The 22,123-nt window shown below is 63.5% G+C and carries 16 protein-coding genes; 9 read left to right on the forward strand and 7 right to left on the reverse strand.

Translation table 11 applies throughout. The features are described from left to right. Position 1 precedes the first annotated feature (1 nt). From lolA to lrp, 3 genes are all read right to left on the reverse strand, one after another. On the reverse strand, positions 2-616 hold the full coding sequence (gene lolA / locus BRD58_RS11475) for an outer membrane lipoprotein chaperone LolA (protein ID WP_012849030.1): 615 nt from the start codon (positions 614-616) through the stop codon (positions 2-4). 133 nt (positions 617-749) lie between these two features. Continuing rightward, positions 750-4,880: a DNA translocase FtsK 4TM domain-containing protein gene (locus BRD58_RS11480; protein ID WP_073383003.1), complete on the reverse strand. Its 4,131-nt coding sequence runs from the start codon at positions 4,878-4,880 to the stop codon at positions 750-752. Between the two features lie 153 nt (positions 4,881-5,033). After that, the gene (gene lrp / locus BRD58_RS11485; protein WP_008812989.1) at positions 5,034-5,528 is read right to left on the reverse strand and encodes a leucine-responsive transcriptional regulator Lrp; all 495 of its coding nucleotides are present in this window, start codon (positions 5,526-5,528) and stop codon (positions 5,034-5,036) included. A 704-nt stretch (positions 5,529-6,232) separates the two neighbouring features. Between lrp and trxB the strand changes: the two genes are divergently transcribed. The 5 genes from trxB (at position 6,233) to infA (ending at position 12,120) form a co-directional block, all read left to right on the forward strand. Further along, positions 6,233-7,204 (forward strand): thioredoxin-disulfide reductase, encoded by a 972-nt coding sequence (trxB, locus tag BRD58_RS11490; protein WP_034168736.1) that lies wholly within the window; start codon positions 6,233-6,235, stop codon positions 7,202-7,204. Positions 7,205-7,426: 222 nt separating this feature from the next. Further along, positions 7,427-9,226, forward strand: coding sequence for a heme ABC transporter permease/ATP-binding protein CydD (cydD, locus tag BRD58_RS11495; protein WP_069578837.1), 1,800 nt, complete (start codon positions 7,427-7,429; stop codon positions 9,224-9,226). A gap of 2 nt (positions 9,227-9,228) precedes the next feature. Next, positions 9,229-10,956 (forward strand): heme ABC transporter ATP-binding protein/permease CydC, encoded by a 1,728-nt coding sequence (gene cydC / locus BRD58_RS11500; protein WP_069578838.1) that lies wholly within the window; start codon positions 9,229-9,231, stop codon positions 10,954-10,956. 29 nt (positions 10,957-10,985) lie between these two features. Continuing rightward, entirely contained in the window at positions 10,986-11,729 is a 744-nt protein-coding gene (aat, locus tag BRD58_RS11505) for a leucyl/phenylalanyl-tRNA--protein transferase (protein WP_012849036.1), read from the forward strand. 172 nt (positions 11,730-11,901) lie between these two features. Beyond that, positions 11,902-12,120 carry a translation initiation factor IF-1 gene (infA, locus tag BRD58_RS11510; RefSeq protein ID WP_002211347.1) on the forward strand — a complete coding sequence of 73 codons (219 nt, stop codon included), beginning with the start codon at positions 11,902-11,904 and terminating at the stop codon, positions 12,118-12,120. A 155-nt stretch (positions 12,121-12,275) separates the two neighbouring features. Here the strand turns inward: infA and clpA are convergent, their stop codons facing one another. Beyond that, entirely contained in the window at positions 12,276-14,570 is a 2,295-nt protein-coding gene (clpA, locus tag BRD58_RS11515; RefSeq protein ID WP_012849037.1) for an ATP-dependent Clp protease ATP-binding subunit ClpA, read from the reverse strand. A 24-nt stretch (positions 14,571-14,594) separates the two neighbouring features. Next, complete coding sequence (gene clpS, locus BRD58_RS11520) at positions 14,595-14,915, reverse strand: ATP-dependent Clp protease adapter ClpS (protein WP_012849038.1); 321 nt, start codon at positions 14,913-14,915, stop codon at positions 14,595-14,597. A 444-nt stretch (positions 14,916-15,359) separates the two neighbouring features. Here clpS and cspD point away from each other — a divergent pair, with 444 nt between their 5' ends. Next, positions 15,360-15,581 (forward strand): cold shock domain-containing protein CspD, encoded by a 222-nt coding sequence (cspD, locus tag BRD58_RS11525; RefSeq protein WP_012849039.1) that lies wholly within the window; start codon positions 15,360-15,362, stop codon positions 15,579-15,581. A gap of 172 nt (positions 15,582-15,753) precedes the next feature. After that, positions 15,754-16,710, forward strand: a complete 957-nt coding sequence (locus BRD58_RS11530) for a VirK/YbjX family protein (RefSeq protein WP_069578839.1) — start codon at positions 15,754-15,756, stop codon at positions 16,708-16,710. A gap of 10 nt (positions 16,711-16,720) precedes the next feature. On the opposite strand, the gene BRD58_RS11535 is transcribed toward BRD58_RS11530, so the two are convergent. Together BRD58_RS11535 and BRD58_RS11540 are read right to left on the reverse strand one after the other, a co-directional pair. After that, positions 16,721-17,380, reverse strand: coding sequence for a prepilin peptidase (locus BRD58_RS11535; RefSeq protein ID WP_012849041.1), 660 nt, complete (start codon positions 17,378-17,380; stop codon positions 16,721-16,723). 19 nt (positions 17,381-17,399) lie between these two features. Next, complete coding sequence (locus tag BRD58_RS11540; RefSeq protein WP_073383008.1) at positions 17,400-19,070, reverse strand: ATP-dependent endonuclease; 1,671 nt, start codon at positions 19,068-19,070, stop codon at positions 17,400-17,402. A gap of 222 nt (positions 19,071-19,292) precedes the next feature. Here BRD58_RS11540 and BRD58_RS11545 point away from each other — a divergent pair, with 222 nt between their 5' ends. Further along, on the forward strand, positions 19,293-20,192 hold the full coding sequence (locus tag BRD58_RS11545) for a lysine exporter LysO family protein (protein WP_012849044.1): 900 nt from the start codon (positions 19,293-19,295) through the stop codon (positions 20,190-20,192). Positions 20,193-20,467: 275 nt separating this feature from the next. Beyond that, positions 20,468-22,123 (forward strand): hydroxylamine reductase, encoded by a 1,656-nt coding sequence (hcp, locus tag BRD58_RS11550; protein WP_073383013.1) that lies wholly within the window; start codon positions 20,468-20,470, stop codon positions 22,121-22,123.

Here is a 22,123-nt window from a genome sequence, read left to right on the forward strand (position 1 = left end):
CTTATTTTTGGCGCTGATCGTCCAGCGTCACGCCCGCCGGCGGCGTAAAGCGGAACTTGGCCGCATCCACCGCGCCATTCTGCTGACGCTTCAGCGTATAGACGCTGCGCTGACCGTCCTGTTCAACGGCGCTAAAGCCGTTGATGGTGCCGTCAGGCATCACGCTGATGGTGAACTTTTTCAGGTTATTCTTGGCGCTCTTCGGCATCAGGTCGAAGGTATCGCCCTTCTGGGTCACGTTATACTGCGCCCAGTCGCTGGCGTCGTTGCGGGTGATCAGCATAAACGGCGTATTGCCGGTGGCGCGGTTAAGCCAGGTGGCGGTCACCTGCTCGACGAAGGGGTTATAAAACCACAGGGTCTTGCCATCGGACACCAGCACGCTCTCATCCGGCGAAATCATATGCCAGTTAAACAGATTGGGGCGTTTTACCCACAGCTCCCCTTCGCCCTGCTGCACCGGCGTGCCGTCCGCCGCGCTGACCGTCTGGGTAAAGCTGGCGTGGAAACTGTTTACCTTATTCAAGCGGCCCTGCAGATCGCTGCTCGGCGACGCCAGAGCGGAGGCCGACATCATGCCGCTAACGACGCAGCACGCAACTAACAGCTTTTTCATCGGTATGATTACCTTAAGCAAGAATAAATTGGGCCTGACCGCCGCGATGCCGCGATCAGGTGTCACAATACCCGTTGATTATACGTCAGGCCGCGCGGCGCCACGCGAGAAAAACGCCGCGCCGCACCGCCCGTCAGTCATAGTCGCCAGACGGCGGCGCCAGCACCTCACGGTTACCGTTGTGCCCCTGCGGGCTAACGATCCCCTGCGCCTCCATCTGCTCCACGATGCGCGCCGCCCGGTTATAGCCGATACGGAACTGGCGCTGCACCCCGGAAATCGACGCCCGACGCTTGTCGATCACGAACGCGACGGCCTGATCGAACAGCGGATCCAACTCATCGTCGCTGTCCAGCCCCGCGCCGCCGCCTTCGCTGTCATCGCAGGCGGTAATGCTGTCAATATACTGTGGACGCCCGCGCGCCTTCCAGTCCTGCACCACCGCGTGAACCTCTTCGTCGCGCACAAAGGCGCCATGCACGCGCACCGGCGTCGAGGTATTGGGCGGAATATACAGCATGTCGCCCATCCCCAGCAGGGATTCGGCGCCGCCCTGATCCAGGATGGTGCGCGAGTCGATCTTGCTGGAGACGGTAAAGGCGATACGGGTCGGAATGTTGGCCTTGATCAGGCCCGTGATCACGTCGACCGACGGACGCTGGGTCGCCAGCACCAGGTGAATACCCGCCGCGCGTGCCTTCTGCGCCAGGCGGGCGATCAGCTCTTCGACCTTCTTGCCCACCGCCATCATCAGGTCGGCGAACTCGTCCACCATCACCACGATATAGGGCAGCTTTTCCAGCGCCGGCGGCAATGCGTCCATACTGTCGCCCGGCCGCCACAGCGGATCGGGGATCGGACGGCCCATCGCCTCGGCCTGGCGCACCTTATCGTTATACCCGGCCAGGTTACGAACCCCGAGCGCGGACATCAGGCGGTAGCGCCGCTCCATCTCGCCGACGCACCAGCGCAGCGCGTTGGCCGCGTCCTTCATATCCGTGACCACCTCGGTCAGCAGGTGCGGGATGCCTTCGTAGACCGACAGCTCCAGCATCTTCGGGTCGATCATGATAAAGCGCACTTCGTCCGGCGTGGATTTGAACAGCATGCTCAGGATCATCGCGTTCACCCCCACCGACTTACCGGAGCCGGTCGTACCGGCCACCAGCAGGTGAGGCATGCGGGCCAGATCGGCGATCACCGGCTGACCAGCGATATCCTTACCCAGCACCACCGTCAGCGGTGAAGGGCTCTCGCGGAACTGCGGGCAGTCGAGCACCTCGCGCAGGTAGACGGTCTGGCGATGCTTGTTTGGCAGCTCCAGACCCACGTAGGGTTTACCTGGGATCACCTCCACCACGCGAACCGCCACGGCCGACAGGGAGCGCGCCAGATCGCGCGATAGGTTGGAGATACGCGCCGCTTTCACGCCCGGCGCCAGATCCAGCTCGAAACGGGTGATCACCGGCCCCGGCGAAATACCGACCACCGCGGCCTTAACCCGATAGTCCGCCAGGCGCGCCTCTACCAGCTGCCCCTGCTGCTCCAAGGCAAACATATCGACCGGCTCGGCGTTAGCCGGCGGCGACGTCAACAGATCCAGGGTCGGCAGCGGCGTCGTCGGCTTATGCAGCGGTCGCTCGTCGCGCATCAGGAAGGGATGAACCAGCCCGGCCATCGGCGCCTGCGCGGCGGCGGGCGGCTCTGGGGGCGCGACGGCGGGCGGCGCGCTCTCCGGCGGCGGCGTAAACAGCGGCTCCTGCGGCCCATCGTCCACGGCGCTAAAATCGGCAAAGCCGAAGGCGGGCGCCGGCTGTTCGGCCTGCGCCAGCGCCTCGTGGGCGGAGAACGACATCAGCCCGCCCTGCGGCGGCACGGCGACCGTCTGGGGCGCCGGGATCGCCTGCGCTGCCGGCGTGCCGCGATCCCGACCTTCGTCGGCATCGCCATAGCGCTGCTGCTGCGCGGCCAAAAACTCGCGCTGCAGGCGACTTTGCTCCAGCGCGCGCTCATCGTCGTCCTCGTGCAGGTAATCCTGCCCATAGCGGGCCCGCTGCTGGCTGACAAAGGCCTCGCGCAGCGCGGCCTGCTCTCGCAGCGCCGCACGCTCGGCCTCATCCTCTGCCGCTGCGGCAACCGGATGCGCCTGCGGCGCTGAGTAGGCGGAGAACGACGGCAGCGATGCCGTCTCAGGCGCGGCGCCACCGGCCCCGGTGGCCAGCGCCGAGGCCTGGGCAAAGATGGACTGACCGGCCGCGGCGGTGCTCTCCTGCCCCAGCGGCGTCACCTGCAGCGGCGGCGTCTGCTCCAGCTCGGCCTGCGCCTCCTGTGCGCGGCGCTCCTGGGCCTCACGGCGGGCGCGATCCTCCGCTATCCGCTGTGACGGCAGCTTGATCCCCAGCGATGCCAACTCGCGGCGGGTCGGAATACGAACCGGGTTCGGGCGCGGCAGCTCGGGACCGATGCCCTGCTTCACCTGCACTCCGCCGTCCAGCGCATCGATAGCCGGGGTAAAGGCCGCCGCGGAGGCCACCGCGGCCAAGGTGGCCGACTCATCGTGACGGCTGGCGGCCCCAAACACCGGCAGATCCGGCGACAGCCCCGGATTGAGATAGGGAAGATCTGCCGCGCCAGGCGCAGCGTTCGTCTCATCGACGCTCGGCGTAGACCACTGACCGAGCGGCGGCTCGGCGTCGCGCGACGGGTGGAGACGCCCGGACGTTGCCGGACGCGGCGCGGCCGGAGACGGCGTATGGGGACGATCCTCCGGCAGGGTAAACGAGTACATCGGGGCGATCGGCTCACTGCTTTCCGGCTCGCTGGCGCTGAAGGTGAACGGCGCCGTATCGACGCCCGCCGCAGCGGCGTGCGGCGCTGTCGGCGACGCGACAAACTGCTGATCGCTCGACGCGTGCGGCGCTGCTGGCGACGCGGCAAACTGCGGATCGCTCGACGCGTGCGGCGCTGTCGGCGACGCGGCAAACAGCGGATCGCTCGACGCATGCGGTGCTGCCGGCGACGCGGCAAACAGCGGATCGCTCGACGCGTGCGGCGCTGCCGACGACGCGGCAAACCGCGGATCGCTCGACGCGGCAAACTGCGGATCGCTCGACGCATGCGGCGCTGCCGATGACGCGGCAAACCGCGGATCGCTCGACGCGTGCGGCGCTGCCGACGACGCGGCAAACAGCGGATCGCTCGACGCGTGCGACGCTGTCGGCGACGCGGCAAACCGCGGATCGCTCGACGCGTGCGGCGCCGCCGGCGACGCGGCAAACCGCGGATCGCTCGACGGCACGGCGGCGGAAACCGCGGCAGGCGTCACCGCGATACCCGGAGCGCTAAGCACCGCGGCGGCAGCGGCCGTCGCCAAGGCCGTATCAGGGTCATCCTGCGCCTGCGGCGGCGCGTCATCCACCTGCGCCAGCGGACGCAGGCCCTTCATTTCCGGCGCGGCGTCGGACGCATCATCTGACGCCCGCAGACCGGACAGCAGCGGATCGTCCGCCTCGCCCAACAGCGGATCGACGACGCGGTGCGCCTCCGCCGCCGGCGTATCGATATCGGCGACGCGACGCTCATCCGCGTCGTAGGCATCCGCGTCGTATACCTCGGTGTCGTCGTCATCGTCCGTCCGCACATCGCGGCGCGAGCGGTTGCTCATCAAGGTCAGACCGCCGAGCAGCAGCGCGCCGAGCTTCTCCGCGATGGTCAACCATGACCAGCCGGTGAACAGCGACAGCCCCACGGCCCAGGCGCCCAGCATCGCCAGCGTAGCCCCAATGCTGCCCAGCAGCGGCAGCACCACGCTACTGATCAGACTGCCGATCACGCCGCCGGAGGCGAAGTAGTACAGATCATCGACGTTCAGCGCCGCCAGCCCACAGGAGGCGATCACCAGCGCTAGCATGCCGATCAGGCGCAGGGCGATGGCAAAGTAGTCCACATGGCCACTGTCGTCGCGCTTACGGTAGGCTACCCAGCAGAGGATCACCATGATCGGAGGAATGGCATAGGCCAGTACGCCAAAGACGAAGAACAGCGTATCGGCCATCCAGGCGCCGGCGCCGCCGCCGATATTGTGGATCGGCTCATGCCAGGCGGTCTGCGACCAGCTGGGATCGGAGGGATCGAACGTCACCAGCGATGCCATCATATACACAGCAAACAGCGCTACCAAAATCAGCAGCACCTCATACACTCGCCGTCCGCCGCTCACGTGCTTCAGGGTAACTTCTTTTTCTTCTGTATATTCCTGGCTCAAGAAAGGCTCTCCAGGGTCCTGTTTTCTGCCATTGCGTGCAGCCTAAGCTGCATGCCCGCCATAAGAACAGCGCCGAGGCGTCGCCCGGCGCTGAAACTGTATACATACACAGGAGTGTACCCAAATTATTGCGGCTTTGCACCTGTCCGCGCGTCAGCGCGTCTTGATCACCAGGCGGTTGCTCTGCTTCACCTCTTCCATCACCACATAGGTGCGGGTATCGTTCACCCCCGGCAGACGCAGCAGGGTCTCCCCCAGCAGCTTACGGTAGGCGGACATGTCCGGTACGCGGGTCTTCAACAGATAGTCGAAGTCACCGGAAACCAGGTGACACTCCTGGATCTCCTCCAGCTTCTGCACCGCGGTATTGAACTGTTCAAACACATCCGGCGCTCCGCGATTCAGCGTGATCTCGACGAACACCAGCAGGGATGCATCCAGATAGTGCGGATTCAGCAGCGCGGTATAGCCCTGAATGAAGCCCTGCCGCTCCAGTCGGCGCACGCGCTCCAGGCACGGCGTCGGCGACAGCCCCACGCGCTTGGAAAGCTCGACGTTGGAGATACGGCCATCTTTCTGTAACTCATTCAGGATATTACGGTCAATACGATCCAGATCCTTACCAGGGCGTTTCTTATTGTCTGCCATCTTGTTATCTCTCTTATATTCTTCCCTGTTGCCATCCCTGCGACAAGGTCACATTGCCAAGGAATAGTCCCAAAAGAAGACGTTGTGCCTGCCCGTCAACTGGCAATTTCCATTGCCATCTCCTGCGACCGCCGGATGGGACCGGGGTGCCTATTTTCTGCTGGGGTCTCCCCCTATTTTACGTGCCTGCTCGCGCGCTGCCGCCGCAACGGTGAGCGCAGAACGACCGTCCGTGTGGCCCCGACCATCATGCCACTCACGCACCGGGTCACGTCCCACGAGGCGGCAACCCGGCCTTATGTCACGGGTCACATTTTCATCAGATAAGAGCAAACCCGCCAATCCAGGCAACGTTTCCCCTCCTCTCCTCCATGTTTTCGCAAATGAACAGCCGATTGTCAAAGCAAAAGAAATAAAACTAGAAGAACCTGCCAAATGGTACCTTAAGGCAACGTTTCCCTAGGTTAAAAGCACCACCGTATCCTGGCTCATTTCGCTACTTTTCCGCGCCACTCACCGCCATGGTCTAGCGATAATGACTGGATATTGTCGTATTATCAGTGCATCTTACTAATATTGACTAACCTTATTGATAGTCATTACCTATTACACAGATTGATAACACCGTTGCTGCACGCTTTTTTTACACCGTAAGTTTTTTTAAAATCGAGTCCAAGACGTACCACATTGGAAAAGAGGATTTCATGAGCTCCGTAAAACATTGCAAGCTTCTCATTCTGGGCTCAGGCCCGGCGGGATACACCGCGGCCGTCTATGCGGCGCGTGCCAACCTCAACCCGGTGCTGATCACCGGCATGGAAAAAGGCGGTCAGCTCACCACCACCAGCGAGCTGGAAAACTGGCCGGGCGATCCGGAAGGGCTGACCGGGCCTCTGCTGATGGAGCGCATGAATCAGCATGCGGCCAAATTCAATACCGAGATCATCCTTGACCATATCCAGCGCGTGGATCTCAGCCAGCGCCCGTTTCGTCTGTTTGGCGACAGCCAGGAGTACAGCTGCGACGCGCTGATCATCGCCACCGGCGCCTCTGCCCGCTATCTGGGCCTGCCGTCGGAAGAGGCCTTTAAAGGCCGCGGCGTCTCCGCCTGCGCCACCTGCGATGGCTTTTTCTACCGCCAGCAAGAGATCGCCGTGATCGGCGGCGGTAACACCGCCGTAGAAGAGGCGCTGTACCTGGCCAACATCGCCGCCAAGGTGCATCTGATCCACCGCCGCGACAGCTTCCGCGCCGAGAAAATCCTTATCGACCGCCTGATGGACAAGGTGCGCAGCGGTAATATCGTCCTGCACACCAACCGGACTCTGGACGAGGTACTCGGCGATGATATGGGCGTTAACGCCCTGCGTCTGAAAGATACCCAAAGCGGAGCCTGCGAAGAGCTGGCCGTCAGCGGCCTGTTTGTCGCGATCGGCCACAGCCCGAACACCGCTATCTTCGATGGCCAGCTGACGCTGAATAACGGCTACATTCAGGTACAGTCAGGTCTGAACGGCAACGCGACCCAGACCAGCGTCCCGGGCGTATTCGCCGCCGGCGACGTCATGGACCATATCTATCGTCAGGCGATCACCTCTGCCGGGACCGGCTGCATGGCGGCGCTGGACGCCGAGCGCTATCTCGATAGCCTGGCCGATGCCGCTCGCCACGCCTAATCTTGACCTATCGGGGCCGCCGTCGGCGGCCCGCATTTTACGCACGCTTCTCCTTTGGCAGCAGAATTTACGGCGGCTTGGTTTCAACTCCTTGAGCAGCGTTGTAATATCGAGTGCGGCGTCGACCCGTGAGTAGTCCGACGCTACCGTTCAGCCTGCCGTACGCCTGTGCTCCGGGCCTGATCTCTACTTCACCTGCATCAGACTAGACACCATCGCTTAATGAATAAACAACGACAACGCGAACTCACGCAGTGGCTGAAACAGCGCAGTCGCCCGGCCCAGCGCTGGCTCCGGCTCTCCATGCTGCTCGGCCTGCTCTCCGGGCTCCTGATCATCGCCCAATCCTGGCTACTGGCAACCCTGCTGCAGCGGCTGATCATTGACCATACGCCGCGCGGCGACCTCGTGCAGGACTTCGCCCTGCTGATCGTCGCCATCGCGCTGCGCGCGCTGCTGGGCTGGCTGCGCGAGCGCGTCGGCTTTCGCTGCGGACAGGTGGTCCGCCGCGAGATCCGCGCGCTGGTGCTCAACCGCCTGGCGCAGCTGGGGCCAGCCTGGATCCAGGAGCAGCCCGCCGGACACTGGGCGACGCTGATCCTGGAGCAGATCGAGGAGATGCAGGATTTCTACGCCCGCTATCTGCCGCAGATGGCGCTGGCCGTCACCATACCACTGCTGATCCTCGCCGCCGTCTTCCCCATCAACTGGGCCGCCGGGCTGATTCTGTTCGCCACCGCGCCGCTGATCCCGCTGTTTATGGCGCTGGTCGGGATGGGCGCCGCCGATGCCAACCGGCGCAACTTTCTGGCGCTGAGCCGCCTGAGCGCCAACTTCTTAGATCGCCTGCGCGGTATGGAGACCCTGCGCCTGTTTCACCGCGCCCGCGCCGAGACTCAGCATATCGCCCAGGCCTCTGAGGATTTTCGCAAACGCACCATGGAGGTGCTGCGCCTGGCGTTCCTCTCCTCTGCGGTGCTGGAATTCTTTGCCTCCGTCTCCATCGCCGTGGTGGCGGTCTACTTCGGTTTCTCCTACCTCGGTGAGCTGAACTTTGGCCACTACGACCGCGGCGTAACCCTGTTCGCCGGCTTTCTGGTCTTGATCCTGGCGCCGGAGTTCTTCCAGCCCCTGCGCGATCTGGGGACGTTTTACCACGCCAAGGCACAGGCCATCGGCGCCGCCGAGGCGCTGGTGACCTTCCTCGACGCCAGCGATGAGGCGCAGCCGGCGCCGGACAGCGCGGCGACGGCAGACAGCGCAACGGTCAGCGCAACGGTCAACGACCGCCCCCTGACGCTGGAGGCGCACAACCTGGAGATCCTCTCGCCGCAGGGCAAGGTCTTGGCCGGTCCCCTTAACTTTCGCATCAGCGCCGGTGAGCGCATCGCGCTGGTCGGCTATAGCGGCGCGGGCAAAAGCTCGCTGATCAACCTGCTGCTCGGCTTTCTACCCTACCGCGGTGAGCTGCTGATCGATGGACAGCCGCTGAGCGATCTGCCGCTCGCCAGCTGGCGCCGCCAGCTGGCCTGGGTCGGCCAGAACCCAACGCTGCCGCTGCCGACGCTGCGGGCCAATATCCTGCTGGGCGCCCCGCAGGCCGACGATGCGCAGCTGCAAAGCGCCGTCGAGCGGGCCTACGTCGACGAGTTTCTTCCCCTGCTGCCGCAGGGGCTCGATACCCCAATAGGCGAGGATGCCGCCCGCCTCTCCGTCGGCCAGGCCCAGCGCGGCGCCGTCGCCCGGGCGCTGATCCGCCCCTGTCGACTGCTGCTGCTGGATGAGCCGACCGCCAGCCTGGACGCCAACAGCGAGCGTCTGGTGATGCGCGCGCTGCAGGCCGCCGCCCGCCATCAAACCACCCTGATGGTGACCCATCAGCTTGATGAACTGGCACAGTTTGATCGTATTTGGGTTATGGAACAGGGGCAACTGGTGCAGCAGGGCGACTTCAACGCGCTCTCCCAGCAGCGCGGCAGCCCGTTTGCCACCCTTCTCGCCACCCGCCGTCAGGAGATTTAACCATGCGCGTCCTGCTGCCGTTTTTGGCCCTGTATCGCCGCCACTGGATCCGCATGTCCCTTGGCATGCTGCTGGCAATCGTCACTCTGCTGGCCAGCATCGGCCTGTTGACCCTATCAGGCTGGTTCCTCGCCGCCTCGGCGCTGGCCGGGCTCGCCGGTCTGGTCACCTTTAACTACATGCTGCCCGCCGCCGGCGTCCGCGGCGCCGCCATCATCCGTACCGCCGGCCGCTACGCCGAACGACTGGTCAGCCACGACGCCACGTTTCGGGTGCTCTCCCATCTGCGGGTGTTTACCTTCAGCCGCCTGATACCGCTGTCGCCCGGCGGGCTGGCCCGCTTCCGTCAGGCCGAACTGCTCAACCGTCTGGTGGCCGACGTCGATACGCTGGATCACCTCTATCTGCGGGTGATCTCGCCGCTGCTCAGCGCCGTGGTGATCATTGCGGTCGTGGTTTGCGGCCTCGGCTGGCTGGATCTCCGGCTGGCGCTGACGCTGGGGAGCATCATGCTCGCGCTGCTGCTGGGACTGCCGACGCTGTTTTACCTGGCCGGAAAGCCGGTCGGCGCCGCGCTAACCGCCCTGCGCGCAGACTACCGCACCCAGTTGGTCGGCTGGATCCGTGCCAACGCCGAGCTGACGGTATACGGCGCCCTGGAGAGCTTTCGCCAGCGCCTGGACTACACAGAGCGGCAGTGGCAGCGTCAGCAGCAGCGCCAGGCGGCGCTCGGCGCGCTGTCTCAGGGGATCATGATCCTGGCCTCCGGCCTGACCTTTACCCTGATCCTGTGGCTGGCGGCGGCCGGCATCGCCGGCGATCCGCGTCCCGGCGCGCTGATCGCCCTGTTCGTATTTGCCGCGCTGGCCGCCTTTGAGGCGCTGGCGCCGGTCGCCGGCGCCTTCCAGCATCTGGGGCAGGTGATCGCCTCCGCCGAGCGAGTCGGACAGCTGATCGACCAAACGCCGCAGGTGCGCTTCCCCGATCCGGGGAAGACGCTGGACGACGATGCCCCCCTAACCCTGACGCTGGACGACCTGCACTTTACCTACCCGGGACAGACGCGCCCGGTGCTCAACGGCGTCAGTCTGGATCTGCGCGCCGGGGAGCATATCGCGCTGCTGGGACGCACCGGCTGCGGTAAGTCCACCCTGCTGCAGCTGCTGACCCGCGCCTGGGACTGCGACAGCGGCGAGATCTGCCTCAACGGCCAGCCGCTTAACGCGCTGGATGAGGGGACCCTGCGCAGCGCCTGCGCCGTCGTCAGCCAGCGGGTACACATTTTCAGCGCCACGCTGCGCGATAACCTACTGCTCGCCGATCCGCAGGCCAGCGACGCGCAGCTGTGCGACGCACTGCGGGCGGTCGGGCTGGAGACGCTGCTGGAAGATCGCGCGCTGGACGCCTGGCTGGGCGACGGCGGCCGGCCGCTCTCCGGTGGTGAACAGCGACGCCTGGGCATCGCACGCGCGCTGCTGCACCGCGCACCACTGCTGCTGCTGGATGAGCCCACCGAAGGGCTAGATGCGGAAACCGAGCGCCAGATTCTGGCGCTGCTGCGCCAGCACTGCTGCCACAAAACCCTGTTGCTGATCACCCATCGCCTGCAGGGGCTGGCGCAGATGGATCGCATCTGCGTCATGGATGAGGGGCGGATCGTCGAGCAGGGGCGCCATGAGCAGCTGCTGCAGGCCCGCGGGCGCTACTATCAACTGTGTCAGCGCCTTTAGCTTACTATCACCGCGCGAGGAAATGGGATATGCGCATCATGCAACTGGACAGACACTCGCTGGGGTTCCCGTCGCCGGAGCAGGCGCTGCACGATCCCAACGGACTGCTGGCCATCGGCGGCGATCTGCAGCCGGCGCGCCTGCTGCAGGCCTACCAGCGCGGTATTTTTCCCTGGTTCTCTCCGGGAGAGCTGATCCTGTGGTGGTCGCCGGATCCGCGGGCGGTGCTGGCGCCGCAGGCGCTGCACGTCAGCCACAGCCTACGCAAGGCGCTGCGCCGAACCGCCCTGCGGATCACCCTAAACCAGGACTTCGCCGCGGTGATCGCCGGGTGCGCGGAGCAGCGCGCCGAGGGGACCTGGATCGGGCCATCGATACAGCAGGCCTACTGCCAGCTGCACCAACTGGGTCACGCCCATTCGGTGGAGGTTTGGCAGGAAGATCGTCTGGTGGGCGGGCTGTACGGCGTCGCTCAGGGCAGCCTGTTCTGCGGAGAGTCGATGTTCAGCCGGGTCAGCAATGCCTCTAAAATGGCTCTGTGGAGCTTCTGTAGCCACTTTCAGCGCATGGGCGGCCAACTCATCGACTGCCAGGTGCTCAACGCCCACACCGCGTCGCTGGGCGCCCACGACATTCCGCGCCGCCGCTATCTGCAGCATCTGCTCGACTGCCGTCGCCAGACGCTCGACCCCCGCTGCTGGCAGCCGCAGCGTCTCGCCCTGCCCCTTCCGGCGACAACGACAAAAACAGAGAATAGCGCCTGCGGGGGCTAAACGGGGCTGTCCCCCACCGCGCGCCGCGTCAAACGGCGGCTCAGCGCCGTCGTCGACTGACGCCAAACCCCGTGCGGGGCACAGCAGAAAGATAACTTACCTTTACATAACCGAGGTTTTTCGGCATTATCTTGCCGGTTAAAAACTGTGGTATTCATACCTAGAGGATTCGATGGCCAAAGAAGACAATATTGAAATGCAGGGTACCGTTCTGGATACGTTGCCCAACACGATGTTCCGCGTAGAACTGGAAAACGGACACGTCGTTACCGCTCACATCTCCGGTAAAATGCGTAAAAACTACATCCGCATCCTGACGGGCGACAAAGTCACTGTAGAGCTGACCCCGTACGACCTGAGCAAAGGCCGCATTGTCTTCCGTAGCCGCTGATAGGCTTCCTTCCCGCGCCGCAGGCAGCGTTAGGCCCGGTAGTGCGATCGATACCGACAGCGGCAAGACGGGTAATTCTGCTGGTTCGTTTTCCCGGCGGTAAAAAAAGAGCGCCTTACGGCGCTCTTTCTTTATCTGTATCGATCTCCTCGACCTCAGTGCATCGCATCCTCGGCCTTGCGCTGCTGCGCGCTGCGAAAACGGTAGCTGAGGCTCGCGCTGCCCTCGGCCACGTCAACGCTGACCGAGCCACCGTTGACCAGCTCACCGAACAGCAGCTCATTGGCTAACGGCTTTTTCAGGTTATCCTGGATCACCCGCGCCATCGGCCTGGCCCCCATCGCACGATCGTAGCCGCGCTCCGCCAGCCAGTTGCGCGCGGCGTCGCTGACCTCCAGCGAGACGCCTTTGCCATCCAGCTGCGCCTGCAGTTCGACGATAAACTTATCGACCACCTGATGGATGATCTCCGTCGACAGATGGTTAAACCAGATGATGTTATCCAGTCGGTTACGGAACTCCGGCGTAAAGATCCGCCGGATCTCCTCCATCGCGTCGCTGCTATTGTCCTGCAGGTTAAAGCCGATTGACTTACGCTGCGTCTCCTGCACCCCGGCGTTGGTGGTCATCACCAGGATCACGTTGCGGAAATCCGCCTTACGCCCATTATTATCGGTCAGGGTGCCGTTATCCATCACCTGCAGCAGCAGGTTGAATACGTCCGGGTGAGCCTTCTCGATCTCATCGAGCAGCAGCACCGCGTGAGGGCTCTTGATCACCGCGTCCGTCAGCAGCCCACCCTGATCAAAGCCGACGTACCCCGGCGGGGCGCCGATCAGACGGCTCACCGTGTGCCGCTCCATATACTCGGACATATCAAAGCGCAGCAGCGGAATGTCCAGCGCCCGGGCCAGCTGCACCGTGACCTCGGTCTTGCCGACGCCGGTCGGCCCGGCGAACAGGAACGACCCCACCGGACGGTGATCCTGATTCAGCCCCGCGCGGCTCATCTTAATCGCCTCGGTGAGCGCGCTGATGGCCTTATCCTGACCAAACACCAGCATCCGCAGGCGATCGCCCAGGCTCTTCAGCACGTCGCGGTCGCTGGCGGAGACGGTTTTCTCCGGAATACGCGCGATACGGGCCACCACCGCCTCGATATCCGCCACATTGATGGTCTTCTTACGCCGGCTCGCCGGCATCAGACGGCTACGGGCGCCGGCCTCGTCGATCACATCGATGGCCTTATCCGGCAGATGGCGATCGTTGATGTACTTCACCGACAGATCGACCGCCGCGCGCAGTGCCTTGGCGGTGTAGCGTACGTCGTGGTGCGCCTCATACTTCGCTTTCAGCCCGTTGAGGATCTGCACCGTATCGTCGGCGCTCGGTTCGTTGATGTCGATCTTCTGGAACCGGCGCGCCAGAGCGCGATCCTTTTCAAAGATATTGCTGAACTCCTGATAGGTGGTCGAGCCCATCACCCGGATGCGCCCCCCTGACAGCAGCGGCTTGATCAGATTGGCGGCATCCACCTGACCGCCGGACGCCGCCCCGGCGCCGATGATGGTGTGGATCTCATCGATAAACAGGATGCTGTCGCTGTCCTGCTCCAGCTGCTTCAGCAGCGCCTTAAAGCGCTTCTCAAAGTCGCCGCGGTACTTAGTTCCGGCCAGCAGAGAGCCGATGTCCAGCGAATAGAGGGTGCAGTTGGCCATCACCTCCGGCACCTCGCCCTGCACGATGCGCCAGGCCAGCCCCTCCGCAATGGCGGTTTTCCCCACCCCGGACTCCCCCACCAGCAGCGGGTTGTTCTTACGCCGGCGGCACAGCACCTGTATGGCGCGCTCCAGCTCACGATCGCGACCGATCAGCGGATCGATGCCGCCGACCCGCGCCAGCTGGTTCAGGTTGGTGGTGAAATTCTCCATCCGCTCTTCGCCGCCGGGGGCCGCCGCGGCGTCATCCCCGCCGGGAGCATCGTTCGGCCCGCCGCCCGCCGCCGGGCCGGACTCGTTCTTATGGGTGCCGTGAGAGATAAAATTGACGATGTCCAGACGGCTCACGTCATGCTTGCGCAGCAGGTAGGCCGCCTGGGACTCCTGCTCGCTGAAGATGGCCACCAGCACATTGGCGCCGCTGACCTCGCTGCGCCCGGAGGACTGCACGTGAAACACCGCCCGCTGCAGCACCCGCTGAAAACTCAGGGTCGGCTGAGTATCACGCTCGCTGTCCCCCTGGGGAAGCAGCGGCGTGGTCTGCTCGATAAAGGTCTCCAGCTCCTGGCGCAGCGCCGCCAGATCCACCGCACAGGCCTCCAGCGCCTCCCGCGCCGCGGGGTTCGTCAACAGCGCCAGCAGCAGGTGCTCGACGGTCATAAACTCGTGTCGATGCTCGCGCGCTCTGGCGAACGCCATGTTGAGACTGAGTTCCAGTTCTTGGTTGAGCATGGGCACCTCCCTTCAGTTACCCGGTCAGGCTTTTTCCAGCGTGCACAGCAGCGGATGTTCATTGTCACGCGCGTAGCGATTGATCAATGCCACCTTGGTCTCCGCAACCTCTGCCGTGAACACGCCGCATACCGCCTTGCCTTTATAATGCACAGTCAGCATCAGCTGCGTTGCACGTTCAATGTCATAGGCGAAGAACTTCTGCAGCACCTCGATGACAAACTCCATCGGCGTATAGTCATCGTTATTCAGTATGACACTATACAGTGACGGCGGCTTCACCGCCCTGCGAGTCCGATCCTCTACCAGCGGCTCAAGATTCAGCCAATCGTTCACGTTCGCCATTTCAATCTGTTACCTGTTCTCTTCTCCCGGCGGGGCCGGTCGATCATCTATCACTGAGCGATATCATAACTACCACCAAGATTACCAGCCAACCCTGCATTTCCGCCCGTCGATCGGACAAAAAAAGCGCACTGCCGCACAATTGCGTTAACTGCCTCAAACTTTGGTGAAAAGTTAGGGTGCTAAAAATAACCAGCCCTTGACGACAACGGAGGCATCAATAGAGTGTAGACAAGCGGGGATCGGTGGTAATTTGACCAGACCGTCCCGCCCGGTGATATGCCTGCAGCGCGAGGCTACCGCCGCCCGTAGGGTGCATTCCTAAGCCGTGGCGCAGCGATATCCGCCACGGCTTAGGAACCCATCCTGAATCAGTCTTATCTCATTAACCGTGATCGCCGCCCTTCCGCCGCGATCTGTCACCGTAACGAGGGATGTATAAGCATGGAGACGGGTACTGTAAAGTGGTTTAACAACGCCAAAGGCTTTGGCTTTATCTGCCCGGCCAGCGGCGGCGACGATATCTTCGCCCATTACACCGCCATTCAGATGGAGGGATACCGCACGCTGAAGGCGGGTCAACAGGTTCAGTTTGACCTTCATATCGGCCCCAAGGGTAATCACGCCAACACCATAATCCCCATTCTCAGCGAGCCGGCTCCCTAAGCGGCCTCACCGGCCGGATCTCCGGCCGGTCTCTTCTCGTCGCGTCGCCCCACGTCAACCTCGCCTCAACCATCCGCCGATTCCATCCCCAATGAGGTAGCATATTGTGCTGCTGTTTAGGCAAGCTCCCGGAAAATTCTGTCATCGTTAACCCGCAATGACAGGTGGCATCATGTCGTCAATCGAAATCGGCCACGCCCGGCCCGTCTCACGCCCCGCTTTACCGCTGTTTTCCCGCCTGGCGACGGGCCGTTACCGCCCGACCCGTCTCTGGAATAAAGCCGCATTTCGCGCCAAGTTTACCCTGCGATCGCTGCTGGCGCCCGGCGATACCTACCGCCTGCTGCAGATGCTGGCCGAGCTGCCGCAGCGCGATGCCATTCTACGCTGCCAGCCTCGCCTGCCGTGCCGTCTGCACCATCCCTACCTGAGCGTACGCCTCTCCCGTCCGCAGATCGTTGACGCGCTAACGGATCACTATCGCCTGCTGAACCAGCTGCTGCCGATCTCCCAGTTTCCGACGCTGTACGCTGGGCAGGCGCTGACCCTGGCGACCCTCTGCGGGAAAAACGACCAGACATACTCTCTGCGGCTGGCCATGCTGGAGAAACTGGGTAAAGAGGGGGATCTGTCTATAGCGCTGTGCGACCAGCAGAATATACTACTAGCTGTGTGCACATTTAGTTTTATCGACTATCATGGCGCCCGCACCCTCTTTATCGGCGGGCTGCAGGGGTCGTCGCCGTCGCTGCCGCACAGTCATACCCAAACGGCCACCAAAGCCTGCCACGGCCTGTTTCCCAAGCGCCTGCTGGCCGACGCCCTGTGCGAACTGGCGCGCATTGCCCGCTGCACGCAGATCCTGGCCGTCGGTAACGGCAGCCATATTTACAGCCACTGGCGCTACCGCCGCAAAAAACAGACGCAGATGCTGGCCGACTACGACGGTTTCTGGCTTTCGCTGAGCGCCACACCCACCGACGACGGCCACTTTCGCCTGCCCCTGCCCCCGCAGCGCAAGCCGCTGGAAAGTATTCCGAGCAAAAAGCGCGCCGAGTACCGTCGCCGCTATCAGCTGCTGGATGAGATGCAGCGGGCGGTATGCGCCAGCCTGGGCGCGACGGCGTAGCATCGCCGCGCTAGACGCCGGCCAGACGCGGTAGCACCTGCCACAGCCCAGCCACCAGCAGCGCGGGCCCAAACGGCGCCGGCGCCGCCAGACTCATCCCCCGCCAACGGTGCCGCAGGGCAATGCCGACCAGCGTCAATAGGGATGCCAGCAGCAGCAGCGCGGGCAGATCGGCCCAGCCGCACCAGGCACCGAGCGCGGCCAGCAGCTTAACATCCCCGCCGCCGAGCCCCTGCTCCCCGCGCCAGCGCCAGAATCCCCAGGCGATCAGCCACAGCGCCAGATATCCCGCCGCCGCGCCGAGCACCGCCTGCGGCAGATACGTCGGCTGATACAGCGCGTTCCATATCAGCCCCAGCCACAGCAGCGGCTGAGTCAGTGCGTCGGGCAGCAGCAGACTGGCCCGATCGATCAGCGCCAGGGCGAGACTCAGCGTACAGAAGCCCAGCCCGCAGAGCCAGACGATGCCGGGCGGCAGGCCCCAGGCCAGCGACAGCGAGATCGCCGCCAGCGCGGCGCTCAGCGCCGCACGGCAGGGAAAAGGAGAGAAATGGCGATCGTGCCAGAGCAGCGGGGCGCAGAGCGGACGCATGATCTGCAGCATCGCGCGCTGGAGGGGGGCGCCGAGCGCCAGGCCGCACAGGGCGGCCAGCGTCAGCCACAGATCCATGGCCACCGCCCGACGGGCGCTAGTCGGCCTTGCCGCGCGCCAGCCACAGCACCCGCGAAAACATATTCTTTAGCAGCAAGGGCACCTGACTCACGCCGACCTCCTCCGCCCGCGCGGCAACCATGATCGCCAGATCGGGCTTGGAGGCGCGGTGGATAGCCTTGGTGATCACCTTGCGCGCCGACATCGGCGCCGACGCCGGGATCCCGGCCACGTGGTGATACACATCGGCAAAGCCCTCATGATACATAAAGTGCTCCATATCCGGCGCCGGCAGCATCGTCAAACGATCGCGCTCGCTCTCCTGCATCCCCTCCAGCAGCCCGCGCACCGTCGCGGCATATTTACGCCCGGCCTCATCGCCATCCACCAGGACATGCCAAGCGATCCCCATTCGGCGGGCGAACTTAATCAGCGGGCGCAGGCCGCACTGGGCAAATTCGATCACCTTGATGCCTTCGGTATCGAAATGGTAACCGCACTGACGCGCCAGCTCGCTCAGCAGCCACACCTCCGTCTCCCCCTCGACCAGCAGCCAACAGCGGGCGAACAGCGATGAGGCACGGTTAAAGCGAATGTGAAAGGCGATGCGCCGGCTGTCTTCCGGCGTCATGCCGCGAGGCCCGATGCGGTACGCCGCCACCCGCCCAGACTGACGAACCAGGCGGCACACCCGCTCTACCGGCATCAGCGCCAGCAGATCGCCGGAGTTGGTGGTCGTCACCTTTTGCAGCGGCAGCTGGTTTAACAGCCCCCAGGCGACCGACAGCATGATCGGATGCAGACGGGTCTCCGGATCTTCAATCACCAGCAGCGGGCGCGCGTGGCGATCGAGGATCACCGCCCCCTTGGCCTGCAGCAACGTCGAAAATAGCCCCAGCAGGATCAGGCGCATATTGCGGCTGCCCGAGGCGGCGATCATCTGATTGATATTCTCCAGCGAACGCCACGCCTGGCGACCGTGAATAATCTCATTACGGTGGCGCCGTCGGGCGCCGACCGCCGTCTCGTCACCGTTGGTGGCAAAGTAGTGCTCCAGCAGCTGCTGCATAGCGCTCAAGCCGGCGCGCAGCTCGCCGTTGCTCAGCTTCTGCGGGTTACACACCAGCTCACGGGTGAACTCGTCCAGCTGCTGCGCCACCTGTGCCTGATCGGGCAGATGGCGGGCGGCCAGCACGCTGGGGTGCAGGCGGCGGATAAAGCGGGCATCCCGCAGGCGCAGCACCGGATGCAGACGGATCAGCTCGCGCGCCAGCAGATCGACGTGGTGCAAGGCCAGCGCCTCCCCCTGCTCGTTGAGAAAAGAGCGCCAGGTGCAGACCGTATCGTCGTCGCTCAGCTCGCCCTCTTGGCGAAAATAGATGCGCTGCAGGCGATCGTCGCTCTCCTGCCACAGGGGCGACAGCCGATGGTAGCGGCGGGCCCGGGCGTGGCCCCGCTCGGCCTCGCAAAAGGTAAACACGATCTGCAGGTGGTGCTCTCTGGCCGTCTCATCGCCAGGGGGAAAGTAGAAATCATGGGGCTCAAAGCGGTACAGATCGCGCTCCGGCGACAGGCACAGGGTCAAGGCGTCCAGCAGGCTCGACTTACCCCAGGCGTTTTCACCGATCAAAACGGTATTGTCATCCAGCGACAGCGAGATACGATTGATCCCGCGAAACCCGACGACCTCAATGCGTTCCAGGTACATGCCATCCCTCTCTCGTCGCCTCACTGTTATGAGGATGCGGGCAAAGCCTTATCGGGTCAAGAAATGCCCCCGCCCCGCTCGCCATTTTGTGCTGCTTTTCTAAAAAGCCAGGGGCAAAAAGAGGTAAAGATCCCTTTTTGCTCCCCCCGCGGACGCTGCGCCTTTACTCAAATCCCCCTTTTGAGTACGGTATTAGCTTTAAATTTAACACGTTAGGCTCTTATGTACTCTGGACTCTTGATCATTCTGGTGCCACTCCTGCTGGGCTACCTGCTGCACCTGCGTCATAAGACGCTGATCCGTTTAATTAACCGTATGCTGAGCTGGATGGTATACGTCATCCTCTTTTTTATGGGGATCAGCCTGGCGTTTCTCGATAACCTCGGCGCAAACCTGTGGCTAATCGGCAAATACGCCTCGGTCTTTTTCGTGCTGATTATCGCGGCCAACCTGCTGGCGCTATGGCTATTGGAAAAGCGCGCCCCTTGGCATGTCACCCACCGGCAGGAGGCGCTGCCATCGCGCCTCCATATGGCGCTGGAGTCCCTGAAGCTGTGCGGCGTCGTGGTGGGCGGCTTCCTGCTGGGCCTCACCCAGTGGCCATGGCTGAGCCACGCCACCCACGCCAGCGAATATGCCCTGATCCTGCTGCTGTTTCTGGTCGGCCTTCAGCTGCGCAACAGCGGTATGTCGCCGGCGCAGATCCTGCTGAACCGCCGCGGTATGATGATAGGCTGCGTCGTCTGCGTCAGCGCCCTGGCCGGGGGGGCTCTGGCCGCCTGGCTGCTGGGCCTGCCCCTGAAGACCGGTCTGGCTATCGCCTCGGCCTATGGCTGGTACTCCCTGTCCGGCATCATGCTGACCGAGGCCTTTGGCCCGGTGATCGGCAGCACCGCCTTCTTTAACGATCTGGCGCGCGAGCTGTTCGCCATAATGATGATCCCGACGCTGATCCAGCGCCACCGCAGCAGCGCACTGGGCCTGTGCGGCGCCACCTCCATGGACTTTACCCTGCCGGTACTGCAGCGCAGCGGCGGCATAGAGCTGGTGCCGGCGGCGATTGTCCACGGCTTTCTGCTCAGCCTGCTGGCGCCGGTGCTGATGGCGCTGTTCTCCTCCTAACCCCGCCGGGCGGCGCTCCCGTGCCGCCCTTCGCCCTTCGCCCTTCGCCCTTCGCCCTTCGCCCTTCGCCCTTCGCCCTTCGCCCTTCGCCCTTCGCCCTTCGCCCTTCGCCCTTCGCCCTTCGCCCAGAGATTAAAGAATAAATCTCATTCGCAATATAAATTGCGTTATATCAAACAAAGTAAAAGTTGCATTAGAAATTCCTTTTTTGAACGCGCAGCCGGGCTTACCCTTTAAACAAGCATAATAAATGCAACTTTAAAAGAGGGTTTTCCATGTACTGCGTTCAATGCGAGCAAACCATCCGTACCCCGGCCGGCAATGGCTGTTCCTACGCTCAGGGGATGTGCGGCAAGAGTGCCGAAACCTCCGACCTGCAAGACCTGCTGGTCGCCGCACTGCAAAGCCTCTCCGCCTGGGCGCTGCTGGCCCGCGAGCTGGATATCCGCGATCGCACCATCGACAGCTTTGCGCCGCGCGCCTTCTTCGCCACCCTGACCAACGTCAACTTCGACTCTGCGCGCATCATCGGTTACGCCCGCGAGGCGCTGGCTATGCGCGACAGCCTGCGCGCGGCCTGCCTCGCCAAGGCGCCACTGGCAACGACCGCACACCCGCTGGCCGATCTGCGCCTGCAGGGAGAGGATGTAGAGACCCTGCGCCGCCAGGCGGCGGCGTTCGCTCTGGACAGCGATCGGGCCGAAATCGGCGACGATATCCACGGCCTGCGCATGCTCAACCTGTACGGCCTGAAGGGCGCGGCGGCCTATATGGAGCACGCCCATGTGCTAGGCCAGCACAGCGAGGCGATCTACGCCCAGTATCACCACTATATGGCCTGGCTCGGCACCCAGCCGCGCGATATGGATACCCTGCTGGACAATGCCATGGGCATCGGCAAGATGAACTTCGCCATCATGGCGCAGCTGGATAAGGGGGAGACCGACGCCTACGGCGATCCCACCCCGACCACCGTCAACGTGCGCCCGGTCGCCGGCAAATGTATCCTGATCTCCGGTCACGATCTGAAGGATCTGCAGATGCTGCTGGAGCAGACCGACGGCCTCGGCATCAACGTCTATACCCACGGTGAAATGCTGCCGGCCCACGGCTATCCCGCGCTGCGTAAATACCGCCACCTGGTCGGCAACTACGGCAGCGGCTGGCAGAATCAGCAGCAGGAGTTTGCCCGCTTCCCCGGCCCGATCCTGATGACCTCCAACTGCATCATCGATCCCAACGTCGGCAACTACGGCGATCGCATCTGGACCCGCAGCATCGTCGGCTGGCCGGGCGTACGCCACCTGGAAGGCGATGATTTCAGCCAGGTGATCGCCCAGGCGCAGGTCTGCGATGGCTTCCCCTACAGCGAGATCGAACATCTGATCACCGTCGGCTTTGGCCGTGCCACCCTGCTCAACGCGGCGGACAGCGTGATCGATCTGGTCGCCCAGAAAAAGCTGCGCCATGTCTTCCTGCTCGGCGGCTGCGACGGCAGCCGCGATGAGCGCAGCTACTACACCGACTTTGCCCGTGCCATCCCGCAGGATTGCCTGATCATGACTCTGGCCTGCGGCAAGTACCGCTTTAACAAGCTGGACTTCGGCACGCTGGAGGGGCTACCGCGCCTGCTGGACGTCGGCCAGTGCAACGACGCCTACGGCGCCATCATGCTGGCGGTCAATTTGGCAGAAAAGCTCGGCTGCGGCGTCAACGATCTGCCGCTCAGTCTGATCCTCTCCTGGTTCGAGCAGAAGGCCATCGTCATCCTGCTAACCCTGCTGGCGCTGGGCGTCAAAAATATCTACACCGGGCCGACCGCGCCGGGCTTCCTGACGGATAATCTTCTGGCGATCCTCAACCAGCGCTTCGGCATGCGCGGCATCAGCACGGTCGACGCCGATCTGAACGGTATACTCGGCCACGCCTAA

This window comes from Edwardsiella piscicida, from assembly GCF_001896205.1.
Taxonomy (GTDB): domain Bacteria; phylum Pseudomonadota; class Gammaproteobacteria; order Enterobacterales; family Enterobacteriaceae; genus Edwardsiella; species Edwardsiella piscicida.

What these genes read in the sequence shown, in the direction of transcription:
- BRD58_RS11540 (WP_073383008.1), bottom strand. Translation starts at nt 19,070, where the DNA reads ATGTACCTGGAACGCATTGAGGTCGTCGGGTTTCGCGGGATCAATCGT.
- cydC (WP_069578838.1), top strand. Translation starts at nt 9,229, where the DNA reads ATGCGCGTCCTGCTGCCGTTTTTGGCCCTGTATCGCCGCCACTGGATC.
- BRD58_RS11530 (WP_069578839.1), top strand. Translation starts at nt 15,754, where the DNA reads ATGTCGTCAATCGAAATCGGCCACGCCCGGCCCGTCTCACGCCCCGCT.
- lolA (WP_012849030.1), bottom strand. Translation starts at nt 616, where the DNA reads ATGAAAAAGCTGTTAGTTGCGTGCTGCGTCGTTAGCGGCATGATGTCG.
- clpS (WP_012849038.1), bottom strand. Translation starts at nt 14,915, where the DNA reads ATGGCGAACGTGAACGATTGGCTGAATCTTGAGCCGCTGGTAGAGGAT.
- infA (WP_002211347.1), top strand. Translation starts at nt 11,902, where the DNA reads ATGGCCAAAGAAGACAATATTGAAATGCAGGGTACCGTTCTGGATACG.
- BRD58_RS11535 (WP_012849041.1), bottom strand. Translation starts at nt 17,380, where the DNA reads ATGGATCTGTGGCTGACGCTGGCCGCCCTGTGCGGCCTGGCGCTCGGC.
- BRD58_RS11545 (WP_012849044.1), top strand. Translation starts at nt 19,293, where the DNA reads ATGTACTCTGGACTCTTGATCATTCTGGTGCCACTCCTGCTGGGCTAC.
- clpA (WP_012849037.1), bottom strand. Translation starts at nt 14,570, where the DNA reads ATGCTCAACCAAGAACTGGAACTCAGTCTCAACATGGCGTTCGCCAGA.
- cspD (WP_012849039.1), top strand. Translation starts at nt 15,360, where the DNA reads ATGGAGACGGGTACTGTAAAGTGGTTTAACAACGCCAAAGGCTTTGGC.
- trxB (WP_034168736.1), top strand. Translation starts at nt 6,233, where the DNA reads ATGAGCTCCGTAAAACATTGCAAGCTTCTCATTCTGGGCTCAGGCCCG.
- aat (WP_012849036.1), top strand. Translation starts at nt 10,986, where the DNA reads ATGCGCATCATGCAACTGGACAGACACTCGCTGGGGTTCCCGTCGCCG.
- hcp (WP_073383013.1), top strand. Translation starts at nt 20,468, where the DNA reads ATGTACTGCGTTCAATGCGAGCAAACCATCCGTACCCCGGCCGGCAAT.
- cydD (WP_069578837.1), top strand. Translation starts at nt 7,427, where the DNA reads ATGAATAAACAACGACAACGCGAACTCACGCAGTGGCTGAAACAGCGC.
- lrp (WP_008812989.1), bottom strand. Translation starts at nt 5,528, where the DNA reads ATGGCAGACAATAAGAAACGCCCTGGTAAGGATCTGGATCGTATTGAC.